Below are 16,770 nucleotides of genomic sequence, written 5' to 3'. Positions count from 1 at the left end.
GAAACCATGTCGCGCCGTTGCGAACTGACCGGAAAAGGCCCGATGACTGGCAACAATGTCAGCCACGCCAAAAACAGAACTCGTCGTCGTTTTCTGCCCAACCTGAACGACGTTACCCTGCAGTCCGAGACTCTGGGCCGTGGCGTCAAGCTGCGCATTTCGGCTGCTGCTCTGCGCTCGGTTGACCACCGCGGTGGTCTGGACGCGTTCCTGGCAAAAGCCAAGGACGAAGAACTGTCCGCGAACGCACTGAAAGTGAAAAAGGAAATCGCCAAGGCGCAAGCTTCGGCCTAATCCTTTTTGACTGCGAATTTTTTGACCCTGGACCCAAGTGGTGCAGGGTCTTTTCTTTTGTGTGGGCTAAGGATGTTCGCGGTTTTGGCGCAATCAACCCGTGTAGCGTAACTTTGTTCACATACACCGGACTCTGAGAGGAATATGTTTAGGCATATTTTTCTGGCGGAGTTTGCCCTCATGTCTTTCAAATCTTTCGATTCTTTCTCAGTGTTGGCCGCATTTTTCGGCAAGACCTTTGGGACATGCTTTCGGATGCAACGTCAGGTGAACCGGCTGCATACAAGTCTGACCAAAGGTTCAGTCAAACGACCGGAATTGGACAGCTGACACTTTCCTCTGACCCCAAGGCTTCAAGCGCCTGAATGCGCTTGAAGCCGGAATTGTCTCTGGCCTATACCTTGGGCAGAATGAAATCCGCTCTGAATAGAATTCTGCCCTTTGCTCTTGCGCTGCTCGTTATTCTGACGGGGCAGGGTTTTGCGGCTTCTCGCGGAATGGACGTTGCGGTCGGGCACATGGTGCTATGCACCGGGAACGGCCCAGTGGTTGTGTATGTCGATGCCGAGGGGCAACCGACGCAGGCACCGCATTTCTGTCCCGACTACGCTTTGACGGTGCTGGGTACTGTTTCTTTGGCAGAAGCGGCGCTTCCAGACGCGCCGAAGCAACCCCTGCCGACGTTGAAACGTGATTTGGGCGATCTCACCATTCCGGTGGTTGCGTCCCAACCAGCTCGCGCGCCTCCTTTTTGGGCTTGATGCGGTTTTCCAACTAATCAAGAACTCAAATCAGGAGAGGCTTTATGTCCTTCACTTTCAAAATGCTGGCCACCGTTGCCGCTGCAACCCTGACAACCGCCGCCTGGGCACAGGATAGCATCACCGTCGAGGACGCCTATGCGCGCTCCTCGGGGAAATCTGCAAAGGCGGGAGCCGCATTCATGATGATTCAGAACGCGGGTGAGGCCGACGACCGGTTGATCGCGGCTGAATCGGATGTTGCGGCACGGGTCGAGTTGCACACGCATCAGGTTGAGGCCAACGGGGTGGCCAAGATGATCCATGTCGAAGAAGGGTTCGTTATCCCGGCGGGTGAAACTCATATGCTGAAGCGTGGCGGGGATCACGTCATGTTCATGGGGATTTCCGCCCCGTTTGAACATGGCGCAACCGTGCCGGTCACGCTGATCTTTGAAAAGGCTGGTGAGATCGTGGTCGATATCCCGGTTGATCTAGAGCGCAAAGGCGACCACGGGTCACACAACAACTAAAGTTACGCCTGTCTTCGGGCCGCGATGCGGCCGTCATCCATGCGTCAGGCCGGGTAAACCCCGGCCTGTTTGCGTTGCGCCTCAGCGGTTCACAACCCGCATTGCGATGCGATCATGGGCGCGTTTGAAGCGTGCGGCGAGAAAGAACATAACGACCGAGAAGGCCAGCGCCGAAAACGCGATCGCCCAACCCAGCGCGACCATCCCGCTGCCGGGCCAGAACAGCAGCACGAGCCCGATGACCAGCGCCACAATCCCCGAGTTGCGCACCGTTGCAGCGTCCGGGTTCTGGTCGGGCATCTGACGCCAGGCCATCAGCGAGCCCACTCCAACGATCAACGCCCATGCGCCCAGCAGGAAGAAGGTCAGGCGGGCGACTCCCTCGGGCCAGATCAGCAGAATGAGGCCGATCAGGAGGGCGCCAATCCCGACGCCCCCGATCAGGCCGCGCCGCCCGAAGCCCAGCAAGGTCAGGCCGCCGTCGAAGACCAGCAATAGCCCAACCAGCCTGAGCAAAAGGGCGATGCTGCCCGTCGGCCAGAACAGCGCCGCGATACCCAGCACCCCGGCCAGAATGCCGCGCAGCAGGAAGGTCCACCACAGGTCTGCCAGTTGATCGCCAAGCGCGTCGCGGCCATCCGGTCCCTGATCGTCCAGAATTTCGCCTTGTTGGGTATTGGGATCGGTCATGAGAGCCCCTTCGAGAATGGTTACACCTTAAATGATAACGATAATTCGGGCTTCTGTCTGCCGGTTATCGCCGCCCCAGCAGTTCGTCCACCCACCGGGGCACGGTTTCTGATGCCGGGCCAAGGATCACATCATCGAAGCTGGACGCGCCGGTCGAGGGCTCAAGGTTAAGCTCAACGGTGCGGGCACCGGACATGGCGGCTTCGTGTACGAATGCGGCTGCGGGGTAGACCTGGCCCGATGTGCCAATGGATGCAAAGACAGAAGCCCCAGCCAAGTGATCGTAAATCGTGTCTATGTGATAGGGCATTTCGCCGAACCATACCACGTCCGGCCGTGCGGTGGGTGCAGCGCAGGCGGGGCAGGGTTCGCCCACTGACATTTCTGGCGGCGCAGTCCAGCGATGGCCGCACGCAGCACAGAGCGCGCCTGCAAGTATACCGTGCATGTGGATTACATCTTGGGCTCCACCCGCCTCGTGCAGGCTGTCGACGTTCTGGGTTACGATCACAACCTCGCCGGGCCAGTCTTGCTGAAGGCGTGCAAGCGCACGGTGGGCTAGGTTGGGTTCAGCCTTAGCCGCCTGCACGCGTCGGGCATTGTAAAACCCCTGCACCAGAGCGGGATCGCGAGCAAACCCTTCGGGCGTCGCTACATCTTCGATCCGGTGCTGCGACCACAAGCCCCCTTCGTCGCGGAACGTGCCCAACCCACTTTCTGCAGAAATCCCGGCCCCAGTCAGAATGACGATCTTTTCCATCTTTGCCCTTCGCGCTACACCTTGGCTCATGACCCACCGTATCCTGTTTGTCTGCCTGGGCAATATCTGCCGTTCCCCTGCCGCCGAAGGCGTTTTCCGGGCGCGCGCGCCACATCATGCCAGCGACAGTGCGGGGACGGCTGGTTGGCATGTGGGCAATCCACCTTATGGCCCAATGCAAGAGGCGGCCGATGCGCGTGGGGTTGCACTAGGCGATCTGCGCGCCCGGCAGTTTGCAGCCGAGGATTTCCACAGGTTCGACCTGATTGTCGGTATGGACGCGAATAACATTTCGGATATCGAGGGCCTGCGCCCAGCGGGAAATGAAACCCCCGTGCGTCTTCTAACCGATTTCGCACCCCAGCTGGGGGCCGATCATGTGCCCGACCCGTACTACACCCGCGATTTCGATGGCGCATTGGATTTGATTGAGGCCGCGGTTGACGGCCTGACTGACTACCTGAGACGTTAACCCATGACCTTCAGCCGGTCGCTGAGCCATGGAAGTTGCTCTAGGGTTGGATCGACGATCTGAGTGCGCATGAGACGGCGCATCATGCCTGCGACCTCTTGCGGAACCTGATCGGACCAGTCGTTGCGGGTGAACAGCGAGATCATGCGGGCGTAATCGCCGAACGGTGCCGGGTGCGCCTCGAGCCCGTCGTGGAAACGTGCTGCACGCATGTACCCCAGCGGAGTTGTTATCGCCCAGCCCAGCCCACGCGCGACCATCGCCATCAGTGCAAGGTGGGATCCGATTTCAAACCGTTCCTCAAACTCAAGCTGTTGTCGGGACAGATGCGTTTCGATCTGACGGCTAATTAGCTGTTCCCGCGCATAGCGCAAAAAGGGCAACTCCTGCATCGCGTTTGCTGCCCCTTTGGGCGTTACCAGAATGAATGGGTCCTGAACCAACGGATATTCGACAACCCCCTCAAGCACCTCGCCTGAATGTGCGGATACTGCCATGTGCAGGCGTTGGGCTTCGAGGTCCGCGAACAGATCAAGGCTGGGCAGCGTGATCAGCTTGAATTTTGACCGGGTCAGGCTGTCGGCCAGCAACGTGGCCAACCGCGGAGTCAGGTCATTGTCGAAATCGTCGATCAGCCCAATGGACAGCGTGGTCAGATGGCCAAGGTCCATCACCGTCAGTTCGCTCTGGGCCATCTGAAGTTCGGCCAGAATCGCCTCGGTCCGGGTCAGGAAGCTGCGCCCGGCCTGCGTCAGCCGCATCGGGCGGCGTCCATGGTCCACTAACTCAGTGCCCAAGGCATTTTCGAGATTGCGCAATTGTTGCGAGACAGATGGCTGGCTGAGCCCTGTGATCTCGGCTGCCTGAGCCACCGACCCTGTCCGCGCCAATGCCTCGAATACTTCGAGGCCGCGCAGGGTAAGCCCTTTCATAACCATGCAACGCACCTTTCGCTGCGCCATTTCTGGGGCGCAGGGCGGGTTAGGTCAAGGATTCCAGGCGTGCTAGCTGCAAATAGCCTGCGCCATTTGACCGAATGCCCGGTATCTGTCCCACAGAGCATCATCGCGCTCTGTTTGAGACATTTTTAGTTCCTGCGCTTGGTGGGGGTCGGTGAACCACTTGGCGACGGTTTTCTGGTCGCTGCGCGTGAGGGCCTGATTTGCCACGCGTTGAATGCAGCTACACCGATCGCGGGTCGCGGCGTCCCGGTCGGATGCCAGACACGCCTTTTTGATCTGAGCCGCGTCTGCCTCGGTTGGAACCGCCATTGAAACCGCCGTGGCGCATAGTGCTGTCAAGATGAACTGTTTCATGCTCGAGCCTCGTTTTTGCCTGACCGGAGAGATCTGACGCCTCTCTCGGCTTGTGCGTGAGTATGAATCAAACCGGACTCGGGATCAATCTCACGATGCAGAAATGTGATTTCTTTTATTATGGCGAAAAGAATGGCTAAAATGGGGCTAAACACGGCTGCGTGTGGCCCAACGGCTTGCGCCAAGGAAATAAGGATCGCAGACCGCTTTGTCCCACCTTGACCAGCGCCCGTTTTCAAACCATATCCCGACGCTATGACAGACCTCGCTCATATCCGCAATTTCTCCATCGTCGCGCATATCGACCATGGCAAATCCACCCTTGCTGACCGGCTCATTCAAGAGACCGGAACGGTCAAGGATCGCGACATGAAGGAACAGCTGCTCGACAGCATGGATATCGAGCGTGAACGCGGCATCACCATCAAGGCCAACACGGTCCGTATCGACTATACCGCCGACAATGGTGAGCAATACGTGCTGAACCTGATCGACACCCCCGGCCACGTGGACTTTGCCTATGAGGTCAGCCGGTCCATGCGCGCGGTCGAGGGGTCTTTGTTGGTTGTGGACAGCACCCAAGGGGTCGAGGCGCAGACACTGGCCAACGTCTATCAGGCCATCGACGCCGATCATGAGATCGTGCCGGTGCTGAACAAGATTGACCTACCCGCGTCTGATTGTGACCGCGTGGCCGAACAGATCGAGGATGTGATCGGCATCGACGCGACCGACGCCATTCAGGTCAGCGCCAAGACAGGGCAGGGCATCCATGAGACGCTTGAGGCTATCGTCACCCATTTGCCCGCACCGCAGGGCAATCTGGACGCGCCGCTTAAGGCGATGCTGGTGGATTCGTGGTACGACGCCTATCTGGGCGTGATCGTTCTGGTCCGCATCATGGACGGCACCCTGAAAAAGGGCATGCGGGTCAAGTTCATGTCGAACGGAACACTGCACCATGTGGACCGCGTCGGTGTCTTCCGCCCCGAGATGGAGATGGTGGACAGCCTCGGCCCCGGTGAGATCGGCTTTCTGACTGCATCCATCAAACAGGTCCGCGACACCCGCGTCGGCGACACGATCACCAATGACCGCAACGGCACCGAGGACGCCCTGCCGGGCTTTAAACCCGCGCAGCCGGTGGTGTTCTGTGGTCTGTTCCCGGTGGACTCGGCCGAATTTGAAGACCTGCGCGACGCGATCGAGAAACTGGCCCTGAACGACGCCTCGTTCAGCTTTGAGATGGAAACCTCGGCCGCGCTTGGCTTTGGCTTCCGCTGCGGTTTCCTGGGCCTTTTGCACCTTGAGGTCATCCGCGACCGGATCGAACGCGAATATGATATCGAACTGATCACCACCGCGCCGTCGGTGATCTATCACGTCTTCATGAAAGACGGCGAGATGATCGAGCTGCACAACCCCGCCGACATGCCGGACCTCAGCAAAGTCGACCACCTTGAGGAGCCGCGCATCAAGGCGACCATTCTGGTGCCCGATGAATACCTCGGTGACGTGCTGAAACTGTGTCAGGACCGCCGGGGTATCCAGATGGACCTGACCTATGCGGGCAGCCGCGCCATGGTCGTCTATGACCTGCCGCTGAACGAGGTCGTCTTCGACTTTTACGACCGCCTGAAATCGGTGACCAAGGGCTATGCGTCCTTCGACTACCAGATGACCGGGTATCGCGAGGACGCGCTGGTCAAGATGTCGATCCTTGTGAATGACGAACCGGTCGACGCATTGTCGACCATGGTTCACCGCGACCGGGCCGAGATGCGGGGCCGCGCGATGTGCGAAAAGCTCAAGGACCTGATCCCGCGCCACATGTTCAAAATCCCGATCCAGGCCGCGATCGGAGGCAAGGTCATCGCCCGAGAGACCCTGAGCGCCCTGCGCAAGGACGTGACCGCGAAGTGTTACGGCGGCGACGCCACGCGGAAACGCAAACTGCTAGAGAAGCAGAAGGCCGGTAAGAAAAAGATGCGCCAATTCGGGAAGGTAGACATCCCTCAGGAGGCGTTTATTTCGGCGTTGAAGATGGATAGTTGAGAGCTGTCCATCATGAACGACTGTTCGCGAAAGCGGTTAGCGAGACCCTAGCATAGCTTGAGGAGCTTCTTTCGGGTTTATCCCTCAAAAAGTTGAATGACGCTCCAAATGGGAAGTATCATCAACGGGGACGGGCCAGCTTCATCTGGGGCAACTCCGAAACCGAATTTTTCGTAGAGCTTAGTGGTGCGTTCATTGAGGGAGCGCAATGCAACCCCGTAAGGAGCTACATACTTAGATACTTCATAGGCTTTTCGAAGCGCGTCTACCAATAAATGCGTGCCGATTCCAGAAGACTGCCGTGGAGCTGAGACAGCTAGGTAGTCAATGTAAATCAAGGGTGCGCCATTTGACCACGCGTCACGGTGCTCGGCCGAAATTTTTGAGGTCTGTTCGGTGGACAGTGATAAGCAATAAAAGCCTATTGCAGGCCCGTCGGTCGTTGACCTTGCGCAAAAAACTCGTGCCCTTCGTCTTTCGTGAAATTTGTGGGCCTTATCCTTGGCCCACTTATCTATTTCTCGTTCTCCACATGAAAAACTGCGGAGGCAGTCTCTAGTGCGCAGTAACGTGACTTCTGGATGCGGATGGTCTGAAATCTTCTCTGCACTCGTCATCTATGTTCTTCTGATAATTCTCAAATGCTCGACGAAGTTCAGGCGTAACACCACCTGTGTTCTTGTACAACTGGCGGCAGAAGTCATAAGCCTCTTTATCGCTTGAGAAGAGTGCCTTCTTTTTGTCTGGACTAGCGCTAAAGCGAAGAAATTCCCAAAGCGAAAAAACCATTTGTCTCACCGGTCTCTAAGTTAACTCAGCACCGGGTCGCAGTGCATCAATATCTGATTCTGTAGTGGTCCGACCCTCGTTCTTTCACTACATCTATATAGAACGTAGGCCTTTTTGTGTAAAAAATAAGTTCTGTCAATTCACGGAATTGAAATATCCCAACGTCATCCGCGTTTTTTTGTCGCGCGTGAGACGAAAATAAGCTCAAATTTTAGCTAACAGATGCCATCGTGCCTGATTAGAGTTCTAAATGCCAGGGCTGAAATAGAAATTCAATCCTCTCACCCGGCGGCACCGTTGTGTCGCGCCGACCCGCCCCCGCCAAATCGAAGGTTTGCCTCCGGCAAATCGGGCGGCGCGTTTGCGCCTCCCCTCGGGTCGGTCGCGGCCCTCAGTTCTGCTGATCGACTGTCGAAATTGCGCTCTAGATCACGGCACACCCTGACCCAGATCAAGGACCACCCTCAGCCTCAGTTCTAGTCTCCACCAAAACACTCAGAACACACGAGGCCCCTATGTCACCGCTGACGCTGATCCTTCACATCTTCCTTGGTTCTACCCTTGCCGGGTCCGCCGTGATTGCGGTTTTGGTTTTGGGCTTTGCCTCGTGGACGGCCATGTTGATCGCTGCGGTTGCGGGCTTTGTTGCGGCGTTCCCTGCCTCATACATGGTGGCGCGCAAGCTGGAAGGTTAAGGCGCGGTTTAGACGCAAAGATCGGAATGTGTTATCCTCGGCCCCGAGGGACCGCGTTCAGGCGGCCTTTTTGATTATATGCTTGCAACGCAAGACCCTCAGAAATGAGAGGTTATTATGCACAAGTTCTTAACAGCGACCGCAATCACAGCCCTGACCATCGGCCTGTCCAGCACCTTTGCTATGGCCGAAAGTTATGACGCCGCCGGTAAGGGGTCGGGCGTAAGCTCGAACCAGGTCTTTGGCATTTCGGACGGGCACGCGGTGATCAAATCTCAGACCGACTATGACAGTTTCGAGGTCTCTGCCGGTCACCCGTTGGAAGGGGCGACGGGGTCGTGTTTTGGTTCGATGCTGGTCAAGGGGGCCGAGGTGTCGGGCGCGGGCAATTGCGTCTTTGATACAACCTCCGGTGACAAGGCAGTGATGAGCTGGACCGCCACGGGGATCGGTGCGGACGGCGCATTGACCGGCGACTGGTCAGTGTCCGGCGGTACGGGCGGTTGGGCCAGCGCCACGGGGGGCGGCACGTTCTCGTCCTTCACTGATCCGGATACGCAGAAATTCGTCAACACGATTTCGGGTAGCTTGGAGCTGAACTGAATTTCTATTTTTAAGAGTGACTTAGAGAAAGGGCGCTCGGGCCAGAGCGCCCTTTGCTTTGAGCGGCAGGTAAGCGCCACCTAAACCCTTCATGAAGTTTCCCTAAGGTTAGTTGCATCCGACCCTCTCCCTTCCAATCTGTTCAGCAGGCCAGTAACGGCCCAAACCTCAGGGAGGAGAGCCAATGACCAGATACATGACTGCCGGAGCAGCCGCTTTGGCCACGACACTCACCCTCGGTACGGCTGCGATGGCCGATACCACGCCCGATCTGCGCGGCACATGGGTGGGAACCTATACGACTGTTCAGCCGACACATGCCCAGAGCGGTAGCGAGCCCCGGTTCAATCAGGCCGAGTGGATGTTGGATGTGCAGGTGCAGGAAGACAACGTCTTTTGGGGGCCAAGCCTCTGGCGCCGGGACGGTGACACCGCATGGAACGAGAATGAGGCCACCGGGACGATTAGCCTAGATGGGTCCGGCAAGATCGGGATTGTCGAGACCTCGCCAATGGTGATTGGTGCAAACGCGCTGATCGATGCCCGGTATGAAGACGGAAAGATATTTGCGGATTTCCGTAGCCTGCGAAACGGAACGACCTACAGCACCGTTCTGGAGCGTCAGGTGAACTGAAGTGTTTCCGGCCCGATTGGGCTGTAGGGGGTACTGGCTGCGATTGCTCGTGGCACGTAGTAGGTATTGCCGGTCGGGCTGGACGCTTCTCAGTTTACGGAACCAGTGTCTCCACAGGGAGGAGGCAGGGCGGGCGGCACCCTTGGCGCTTGCGAGGGTGCCGCTCGCCCTCGGTTTTCTGTTTGGTCCGCCTGACTCCCAAGCGGTTTCCGCGAATCCTGGTCAGTACGATTCGCAGCCCTGTGCGTCTGAAGGTTGTAGAAATCTTGACCCGTGCGCCTGAAAAGACGTTTGCACCCGCAGAAATGATGAAAATTCGACCGGGTGCGCACTGTTTGAACTTTTCCTTCATCAAACCTGCACAAGATCGCGGTTTCTGGAGTTGTCCACAAAACGGTCCCAGCGGATATCAACACTTTATCCACGGCTAATTTCCATGCTGCAGTGCTATTTTCTTGTCGGACTCTGACCCGGATGCAAAAGTCAAATCACCGCAGAGGTTCTTAGGAACCGCGGCGGGACGCAAAGGCCAAGGGGGTCTGTGTGGAAGTGGCGGGTCTTAGGATTTGCGTCTGTTCACAAAGGCTTACCGGTGGATGATTGATTGACTTGGACGCAGGTCCCGGCCGCTTGATCACCCTCACAGAAGGTCAGTGCGTGCTGCAAGGCGTCCGCAGACGCTGCGCGGCGGTTTCGGCCCTGATCCGGGCCGGGACAACTGGATCGGAGCGTCCCTCGGGCGTGTCGACCCGGCAAGGCGTCAGGAGTGTCCGCAAGGGCATGTGCAAAGACCGCGTCTGCGCACCTGACGCCTTTTCCTTTTGCCGGACTCTGGATTCATACAGGCTGCCACTCCACCCCCTCTAGAACGGGATCGGGGTTCTTGTGCGTGCACAAGAACCCCGAGGTCGTGTCAGAAATGCAATGCCGCGTCTATGCACCTGTATCAGTACATTACCGCGACCGGAGGTGTGGATCAACCACATGTTGGGCTTGGTTGGGCCCGTCCCGCAATATGATGGTCAGGATCAGATTGCCTGCTGAACATCGCTGGCAGTGTTGGAAATAGCATCACCCGCTTTTTCAATGTCTCGACCAACACCTTTCGCCGTTTCGCAGGCTGTAAGTGACAACAGGGTCAATCCAATCAGAATTGTGCGGATCATTGCGTTCTCCATAGGTGTTCTTTCGGTTGTGCCTAACAGTTTTTTTAATCTGTAGCCAGCGTTTTGCTCTCGCCTTAATCCTTGCGGATTATTGGCCCCAAAAGGGCTGTTGAGACAAAGATCAAAGCGGCCGCGCAGACTATGCTTGGACCCGCAGGAGTGTCCGCCAGATATGCGCCTCCTAACCCGACCAATGCCGCCAAAGAGCCAATGCCTGCGGCGAAAAAAGCCATTGTTTCCGGTGTTTTGACAAGCGATCGAGCCCCCGCAGCCGGAATGACCAGCAGCGCGGCGATCAATAGGATGCCGACAACTTTAATCGCCACCGCAACGGCCAGTGCCATAGCCAGCGTTAGCCACAATTCCTCGCGCTTGGGATCAATGCCCGAGGCATATGCCAGGTCTGGGTTTAGAGTGGCCACCAGCAGGGCGGACCACCTCTGGATCATGACGGCTAGAATGGCGGCGCCTCCGATCCAGATTGTTGCCAGATCGCCTTTGGTCACCGCCAGAATGTCGCCAAACAGAAACGCGCTGAGGTCAAGACGCACGTCAGCAAGCAACGACACTGTAACCAACCCTGCGGCCAGAGCCGTGTGCGCAATCACACCCAGCAATGTGTCCATCGCAAATCCCTTGCCCCTCAGCAGGGTCACTGCCAGCCCCATGGCCAGAGCCGCGGCGATAATCGCCGGTAGCAAGGGCAGAGAAAAGGCCAGCGCCAAGGCAACTCCAAGGATCGAGGCGTGCGCGGTGGCTTCACCGAGATACGCCATGCGCCGCCAGACCACGAAACACCCAAGCGGGGCGGCAGCTATTGCAACGCCGACACCCGCGAGGGCCGCACGTACCATGAAGTCGTCTAGCATCAGTGGCCCTTGTCCTGCGCGTGATTGTGATCGTGGTCGTGGGAATGACTGTGCTGATGTTGATACAGCGCCATAGTGCCCTTGGTGCCGCTGCCAAATAGGGCGCGGTATTCCGGAGCGTCCGCAACGGTTCTCGGGGATCCTTCACAGCATATGTGCCCATTCAGGCAAAGAACCCGGTCGGATGCTGCCATAACGACGTGAAGGTCGTGGCTGATCATGACGATGGCGCAGCCAATGTCATGTCTAACCTGCTCAATTCTTTGGTAAAACGCCGCTGCACCTGGTTGGTCAAGCCCCTGCGTGGCTTCGTCCAGAAGCAGCAGTTGCGGGTTTTCCAACAGAGCACGCGCCAACAGAACTCGTTGAAATTGACCGCCGGACAGCTTTGTCATCTGCCTGTTCCGAAGGTCGGGAACGCCGGCCAGTTCAAGCGCGTTTATCGCCTTTTTGGCAGAAACTCGTCTTGGGAGGCCCAGGAAGCGTTGAACTGTCATGGGCAAGGCTGCGTCCAAGGCCAATTTCTGCGGAACATACCCTATGCGAAGGCCCGGTCTGCGAACCACTGCTCCTTCTGCTGGTGGAACGGCACCGATCATCGCGCGCAACAGGGTAGACTTTCCTGACCCGTTTGGACCTACGATCGTCACAATCTCTGGCGCGGAAACCGAGGCATTTACGTGCTCGAGTATCGTCCTGCCGTCAATGCGGATGGTCATATCTTGAAGTGTTATCAGAGGGTCGGTCACGCTTTCATCCCGATACATTCGGGGCAAAGCCCCTCTGCCTCGACAACAACTCGTTCGATCAGAAAGCCTGATGTGTTTGCGGCGGCTCCTAAACGCCCCTGAGTCAGTTCAGTTTCAGTTTCTGCGACCGCTTTGCAAGACCGGCAAATGAGAAAGGCGGGAACGTGGTCATGGGTCGGGTGTGCGCAGGCTGCGTAGGCATTTAGCTGTTCTATGCGGTGCACAAAGCCGTGCTGAACCAGAAAATCCAGCGCACGGTAGGCGACAGGCGGCTGCGATCCCATCCCTTCGGCCGCCAGAATTCCAAGGATGTCATAAGCGCCCATGGCTTTATGCTTTTCCAGAAGGATCTCTAATACACGGCGCCTGACCGGGGTGAACTGCAGCCTCTGCGCTTTGCATTTTGCTTCGGCCTGCGCCAAGGCGGTATGAACGCAGTGGGCGTGATCATGTTGTCTGAATCCGACGGTGCTCATTCGCTGCTCCGCATTTTTTAGACTTGATATGTTATAACGTGGGGCATATCAAGCCATTGAGAAATGTAATAACATATCATTCTGGAGCGAATATGCTACGATCAACCCTAAGCGTCCTTGGTGCGGCTTTGGCTAGCCAGGTTGCCGCTGAACCCCCGAAAGTTGCCGTCGATATCGCGCCGGTTCATTCCCTCGTGGCGCGCGTCATGGACGGTGTGGGTGAACCCGCGTTGATTATTCCGCCGGGCGCTTCGCCGCACGACCATGCGATGCGACCGTCTGAGGCGCGGGCGCTTCAATCGGCGGACATTGTGATCTGGGTTGGAGATGAATTGACGCCGTGGATGGAAAAGCCACTTGGCACGCTTTCCGCAGAAGCGCAGCATATCGCCTTGCTGGAGTTAGACGGCACTGTTCTTTTTGACTTCAGGGATGTGGTCGCTGGTGACCATGGTGAAGATCATGACGACCACGACGATCATGCGGACCACGACGATCACGCGGACCACGATGATCACGCTGACCATGACGATCACGCTGACCACGACGATCACGCGGATCACGAAAGTCATGATGATCACGACGACCACGCTGCTCATGAAGGAGATCATCACGGGCACGATCACGATGGGGTAGACCCGCATGCGTGGCTTGATCCCGAGAACGCTCGAGTTTGGGTTCAGGTGATTGCTGAAACCTTGGCATCTTCCGACCCTGACAATGCGCAGTTGTACCGGGAAAATGCGGCGGCGGCTGATGCCGAGTTGATCAACCTACGCGAACAGATCGAAACAGATTTGGCTGAAATGCAGAGCCGTCGCTTCATTACCTTTCACGATGCCTATCAATATTTCGAGAAGCGGTTTGGTTTGGAGACGTCCGGCTCAGTCAGCCTTGGGGATGCAAGCGATCCCGGTCCCGCACGGCTGGCGGCACTGCAGGACAAGGTTGCCAAAGATGGGATCAATTGCGCCTTCGTTGAACCTCAGTTCGATACGCGGCTGGTGAAAACCGCGATCGAAGGGACGGACGTGACAATCTTTGAGTTGGACCCGATCGGAGTATCTATCGAGCCCGGTGCAAAACACTATGCCAATTTGCTGCGCGGTATGGCCAGCGGATACATGGGATGCGCCAACGGGTCGTAAAGTCTGAGAGCCTATGACAGAGTCAGGCCGCCTCCTCGGTGCAGAAAAGTTCGTGAACGACTTCGAGCATACGACGGGGGCGGTCATCGGCCAGCCGGTAGAAGATCGCCTTGCCTTCCCGACGAGGCGTTACCAATCCTTCGAGCCGCAATCGCGACAGTTGCTGCGATACAGCGGCCTGTCGAGCGGAAAGCAGCTCCTCCAACTCGGTCACGGATTTCTCGCCAGATACAAGGTGGCACAGGATCATAAGACGACCTTCATGGCTGATGGCCTTCAGGAAATTCGACGCACGCGTGGCGCTTCCGGCAATAAGTTCAATGTTGTCGGAAAACGATTCCTGTGAAATCTGGGGCAGTGCCATTTGTGTATTCCCTGTTGGTCCGGTCATGGACGAGAGTCTGCTGTGTCTTCGATGATCGCCTGCGCGCGCCGCCCACTTATATATTTTGGCAACGCATTTCCATATGCATGAATCAAAATGACGTGATGAGAAAAAGTCCGCCTGCCAACTTTAACAGCCGCTTGCTTTGTTTCGCGTCACGATGTGTTTGCACGAAACGACCATGGGGCGTTGATGCAGACGAAAACACGCTGTCTTGGTCAGAAGTAATCGGCCCCCCTTGCAGCCCTTGGGTGGCGACACTAAGACTCAGGTAACGTTTCTTCGGGTAATGTCCCGATCCATAGCAAAGCAGGCAGGTTCCTAATGTTCGATCCCGTTGATACCTATATGAATACGCTCGTCCCGATGGTTGTTGAGCAGACCAGCCGTGGGGAACGCGCGTACGACATTTTCTCGCGCCTATTGAAAGAGCGGATCATTTTCATCAACGGTCCGATCCATGACGGAATGAGCCATCTGGTCGTTGCGCAGTTGCTGCATCTTGAGGCTGAGAACCCGAACAAGGAAATCTCGATCTATATCAACTCTCCGGGTGGTGTGGTTACCAGCGGATTGTCGATCTACGACACAATGCAGTACATCAAGCCGAAATGTTCAACTCTGGTGATCGGTCAGGCGGCCTCGATGGGGTCGGTTTTGTTGGCCGGCGGCGAGAAGGGAATGCGCTTTTCTCTGCCAAACAGCCGTATCATGGTTCATCAGCCCAGCGGCGGCTACCAGGGCCAGGCGAGCGACATCATGATTCATGCGGCCGAGACGCAGAAACTGAAAGATCGCCTTTATGATATATACGTGCGCCACACCGGGCAGACCAAAAAGGCTGTTGAAAAAGCGCTGGATCGGGACAACTTCATGAGCCCGGAAGAAGCGAAAGACTGGGGTCACATCGACGAAATCGTCGAAAATCGCGCCAAAATGGATGGCGATGAGGCTTGAAGATAAGTCCCCGCGTCAACGGCGTGGGGGCCATTTTTGAGATTGTAGCCGCCTTTGTGGTGGCCTAAGCTGCATCAACAGGCGGTACACACGCTCAGGCGGGGGCCGCAGGGACGAAGTCCGAAAGGTAGAACATGGCGACGAATTCAGGCGGTGACGGCAAGAACACGCTCTACTGCAGCTTCTGCGGCAAGAGCCAGCATGAGGTACGCAAGCTGATTGCCGGACCCACAGTTTTCATCTGTGATGAATGCGTCGAACTGTGCATGGACATCATCCGCGAGGAAACCAAAGCCAGCGGCCTGAAGTCCTCAGATGGGGTGCCGACGCCCAAGGATATTTGCGAGGTTCTGGACGACTATGTGATCGGTCAGGCTACGGCCAAGCGGGTTTTGTCGGTGGCGGTTCACAACCACTACAAGCGTCTGAACCATGCGCAGAAAGCGGGCAGCGATATTGAGCTGGCCAAGTCCAACATTCTGCTGATCGGTCCCACCGGTTGCGGGAAGACGCTGCTGGCGCAAACGCTGGCGCGGATTCTGGATGTGCCGTTCACAATGGCGGATGCAACCACGCTGACCGAAGCCGGCTACGTGGGTGAGGACGTCGAGAACATCATCCTCAAGCTGCTGCAAGCGTCTGAGTATAATGTGGAACGCGCGCAACGCGGCATCGTCTATATCGACGAGGTCGACAAGATCACGCGCAAGTCCGAGAACCCCTCGATCACGCGCGACGTATCGGGTGAAGGTGTACAGCAGGCGTTGCTGAAACTGATGGAAGGCACCGTGGCCAGCGTGCCGCCGCAAGGTGGGCGCAAGCATCCTCAGCAGGAATTCCTGCAGGTGGACACCACGAATATCCTGTTCATCTGCGGCGGTGCGTTTGCCGGTCTGGACAGGATCATCGCTCAGCGCGGCAAGGGCTCGGCGATGGGCTTTGGTGCAGACGTGCGCGACAATGATGAGCGTGGCGTCGGGGAAATCTTCAAAGACCTTGAGCCCGAAGACCTGCTGAAGTTCGGTCTGATCCCGGAATTCGTCGGTCGTCTGCCGGTTCTGGCAACGCTGGAAGACTTGGACGAGGACGCGCTGGTGACCATCCTGACCAAGCCGAAGAACGCTCTGGTCAAACAATACCAGCGTCTGTTTGAGCTTGAGGACGCTGAACTTGCCTTCACGGATGACGCGCTGAAAGCGATCGCGAAGAAAGCGATTGAACGGAAAACCGGTGCACGTGGTCTGCGGTCGATCCTGGAAGACATCCTTTTGGATACGATGTTCGAGCTTCCAGGTCTTAAAAACGTGACCGAGGTCGTTGTGAACGAAGAAGCGGTGTCTTCCGACTCGCAACCGCTGATCATTTACGCGGATGCGGCCGAGTCTGCCTCGGCCGGATAATTCCAAAGATTTCAGGCACATTCGGCGCGGTTCACCCGC

Annotated in this window: 21 protein-coding genes; 11 read left to right on the top strand and 10 right to left on the bottom strand. The window is 57.1% G+C overall.

Going from position 1 to position 16,770, the window contains the following annotated elements; translation table 11 throughout:
- Window positions 1–6 precede the first annotated feature (6 nt).
- The 3 genes from rpmB to ACR0B7_RS03455 all read left to right on the top strand — a co-directional run bounded on the left by rpmB (window position 7) and on the right by ACR0B7_RS03455 (window position 1,567).
- Window positions 7–294, top strand: a complete 288-nt coding sequence (gene rpmB / locus ACR0B7_RS03465; RefSeq protein WP_039532366.1) for a 50S ribosomal protein L28 — start codon at window positions 7–9, stop codon at window positions 292–294.
- A 365-nt stretch (window positions 295–659) separates the two neighbouring features.
- Window positions 660–1,055: a hypothetical protein gene (locus tag ACR0B7_RS03460; RefSeq protein WP_480680914.1), complete on the top strand. Its 396-nt coding sequence runs from the start codon at window positions 660–662 to the stop codon at window positions 1,053–1,055.
- A 44-nt stretch (window positions 1,056–1,099) separates the two neighbouring features.
- Window positions 1,100–1,567 (top strand): copper chaperone PCu(A)C, encoded by a 468-nt coding sequence (locus ACR0B7_RS03455; RefSeq protein ID WP_170484633.1) that lies wholly within the window; start codon window positions 1,100–1,102, stop codon window positions 1,565–1,567.
- 81 nt (window positions 1,568–1,648) lie between these two features.
- Here ACR0B7_RS03455 and ACR0B7_RS03450 read toward each other — a convergent pair whose 3' ends face one another.
- Both ACR0B7_RS03450 and ACR0B7_RS03445 read right to left on the bottom strand, forming a co-directional pair.
- The gene (locus tag ACR0B7_RS03450) at window positions 1,649–2,257 is read right to left on the bottom strand and encodes a DUF308 domain-containing protein (RefSeq protein WP_170484635.1); all 609 of its coding nucleotides are present in this window, start codon (window positions 2,255–2,257) and stop codon (window positions 1,649–1,651) included.
- A 64-nt stretch (window positions 2,258–2,321) separates the two neighbouring features.
- A complete protein-coding gene (locus tag ACR0B7_RS03445; RefSeq protein WP_170484869.1) occupies window positions 2,322–3,017 on the bottom strand; it encodes an NAD-dependent deacylase in 696 nt (231 codons plus the stop codon).
- 28 nt (window positions 3,018–3,045) lie between these two features.
- On the opposite strand from ACR0B7_RS03445, the gene ACR0B7_RS03440 reads away from it, so the two are divergent.
- The gene (locus ACR0B7_RS03440) at window positions 3,046–3,489 is read left to right on the top strand and encodes a low molecular weight protein-tyrosine-phosphatase (protein WP_170484637.1); all 444 of its coding nucleotides are present in this window, start codon (window positions 3,046–3,048) and stop codon (window positions 3,487–3,489) included.
- On the opposite strand, the gene ACR0B7_RS03435 is transcribed toward ACR0B7_RS03440, so the two are convergent.
- Window positions 3,486–4,427: a LysR family transcriptional regulator gene (locus tag ACR0B7_RS03435; protein ID WP_170484639.1), complete on the bottom strand. Its 942-nt coding sequence runs from the start codon at window positions 4,425–4,427 to the stop codon at window positions 3,486–3,488. The two genes, ACR0B7_RS03440 and ACR0B7_RS03435, sit on opposite strands and share 4 nt — an antisense overlap.
- A gap of 66 nt (window positions 4,428–4,493) precedes the next feature.
- Window positions 4,494–4,805, bottom strand: a complete 312-nt coding sequence (locus ACR0B7_RS03430; RefSeq protein ID WP_170484641.1) for a hypothetical protein — start codon at window positions 4,803–4,805, stop codon at window positions 4,494–4,496.
- A 255-nt stretch (window positions 4,806–5,060) separates the two neighbouring features.
- On the opposite strand from ACR0B7_RS03430, the gene lepA reads away from it, so the two are divergent.
- Window positions 5,061–6,860: a translation elongation factor 4 gene (lepA, locus tag ACR0B7_RS03425; protein ID WP_170386500.1), complete on the top strand. Its 1,800-nt coding sequence runs from the start codon at window positions 5,061–5,063 to the stop codon at window positions 6,858–6,860.
- 77 nt (window positions 6,861–6,937) lie between these two features.
- On the opposite strand, the gene ACR0B7_RS03420 is transcribed toward lepA, so the two are convergent.
- The gene (locus ACR0B7_RS03420; protein ID WP_170484643.1) at window positions 6,938–7,477 is read right to left on the bottom strand and encodes a GNAT family N-acetyltransferase; all 540 of its coding nucleotides are present in this window, start codon (window positions 7,475–7,477) and stop codon (window positions 6,938–6,940) included.
- Window positions 7,478–8,164: 687 nt separating this feature from the next.
- Between ACR0B7_RS03420 and ACR0B7_RS03415 the strand changes: the two genes are divergently transcribed.
- The 3 genes from ACR0B7_RS03415 to ACR0B7_RS03405 all read left to right on the top strand — a co-directional run bounded on the left by ACR0B7_RS03415 (window position 8,165) and on the right by ACR0B7_RS03405 (window position 9,581).
- Window positions 8,165–8,344 carry a CTP synthetase gene (locus ACR0B7_RS03415; protein ID WP_170484645.1) on the top strand — a complete coding sequence of 60 codons (180 nt, stop codon included), beginning with the start codon at window positions 8,165–8,167 and terminating at the stop codon, window positions 8,342–8,344.
- Between the two features lie 117 nt (window positions 8,345–8,461).
- Window positions 8,462–8,947, top strand: a complete 486-nt coding sequence (locus ACR0B7_RS03410; RefSeq protein WP_170484647.1) for a hypothetical protein — start codon at window positions 8,462–8,464, stop codon at window positions 8,945–8,947.
- A gap of 184 nt (window positions 8,948–9,131) precedes the next feature.
- A complete protein-coding gene (locus ACR0B7_RS03405; RefSeq protein ID WP_170414468.1) occupies window positions 9,132–9,581 on the top strand; it encodes a hypothetical protein in 450 nt (149 codons plus the stop codon).
- 1,028 nt (window positions 9,582–10,609) lie between these two features.
- On the opposite strand, the gene ACR0B7_RS03400 is transcribed toward ACR0B7_RS03405, so the two are convergent.
- From ACR0B7_RS03400 to ACR0B7_RS03385, 4 genes are all read right to left on the bottom strand, one after another.
- Window positions 10,610–10,747, bottom strand: a complete 138-nt coding sequence (locus tag ACR0B7_RS03400) for an entericidin A/B family lipoprotein (protein ID WP_170386514.1) — start codon at window positions 10,745–10,747, stop codon at window positions 10,610–10,612.
- Window positions 10,748–10,821: 74 nt separating this feature from the next.
- Window positions 10,822–11,616: a metal ABC transporter permease gene (locus ACR0B7_RS03395; RefSeq protein WP_170414471.1), complete on the bottom strand. Its 795-nt coding sequence runs from the start codon at window positions 11,614–11,616 to the stop codon at window positions 10,822–10,824.
- Complete coding sequence (locus ACR0B7_RS03390) at window positions 11,616–12,335, bottom strand: metal ABC transporter ATP-binding protein (RefSeq protein ID WP_480680985.1); 720 nt, start codon at window positions 12,333–12,335, stop codon at window positions 11,616–11,618. The genes ACR0B7_RS03395 and ACR0B7_RS03390 overlap by 1 nt, the downstream gene beginning before the upstream one ends.
- Before the next feature lie 26 nt (window positions 12,336–12,361).
- On the bottom strand, window positions 12,362–12,841 hold the full coding sequence (locus ACR0B7_RS03385; RefSeq protein ID WP_170386521.1) for a transcriptional repressor: 480 nt from the start codon (window positions 12,839–12,841) through the stop codon (window positions 12,362–12,364).
- A 92-nt stretch (window positions 12,842–12,933) separates the two neighbouring features.
- Here ACR0B7_RS03385 and ACR0B7_RS03380 point away from each other — a divergent pair, with 92 nt between their 5' ends.
- Entirely contained in the window at window positions 12,934–13,989 is a 1,056-nt protein-coding gene (locus ACR0B7_RS03380; RefSeq protein WP_170484653.1) for a metal ABC transporter solute-binding protein, Zn/Mn family, read from the top strand.
- Between the two features lie 22 nt (window positions 13,990–14,011).
- On the opposite strand, the gene ACR0B7_RS03375 is transcribed toward ACR0B7_RS03380, so the two are convergent.
- Window positions 14,012–14,353: a metalloregulator ArsR/SmtB family transcription factor gene (locus ACR0B7_RS03375; protein ID WP_170386528.1), complete on the bottom strand. Its 342-nt coding sequence runs from the start codon at window positions 14,351–14,353 to the stop codon at window positions 14,012–14,014.
- Between the two features lie 345 nt (window positions 14,354–14,698).
- Between ACR0B7_RS03375 and ACR0B7_RS03370 the strand changes: the two genes are divergently transcribed.
- The gene (locus ACR0B7_RS03370; protein WP_039970058.1) at window positions 14,699–15,331 is read left to right on the top strand and encodes an ATP-dependent Clp protease proteolytic subunit; all 633 of its coding nucleotides are present in this window, start codon (window positions 14,699–14,701) and stop codon (window positions 15,329–15,331) included.
- A gap of 134 nt (window positions 15,332–15,465) precedes the next feature.
- A complete protein-coding gene (gene clpX / locus ACR0B7_RS03365) occupies window positions 15,466–16,731 on the top strand; it encodes an ATP-dependent Clp protease ATP-binding subunit ClpX (RefSeq protein WP_170386531.1) in 1,266 nt (421 codons plus the stop codon).
- Window positions 16,732–16,770: the final 39 nt, after the last annotated feature.

The organism is Ruegeria sp. BB6 (assembly GCF_056539385.1).
The sequence above is the reverse complement of the archived record's forward strand: the minus strand, read 5'-3'. Positions and strand labels throughout refer to the sequence as shown.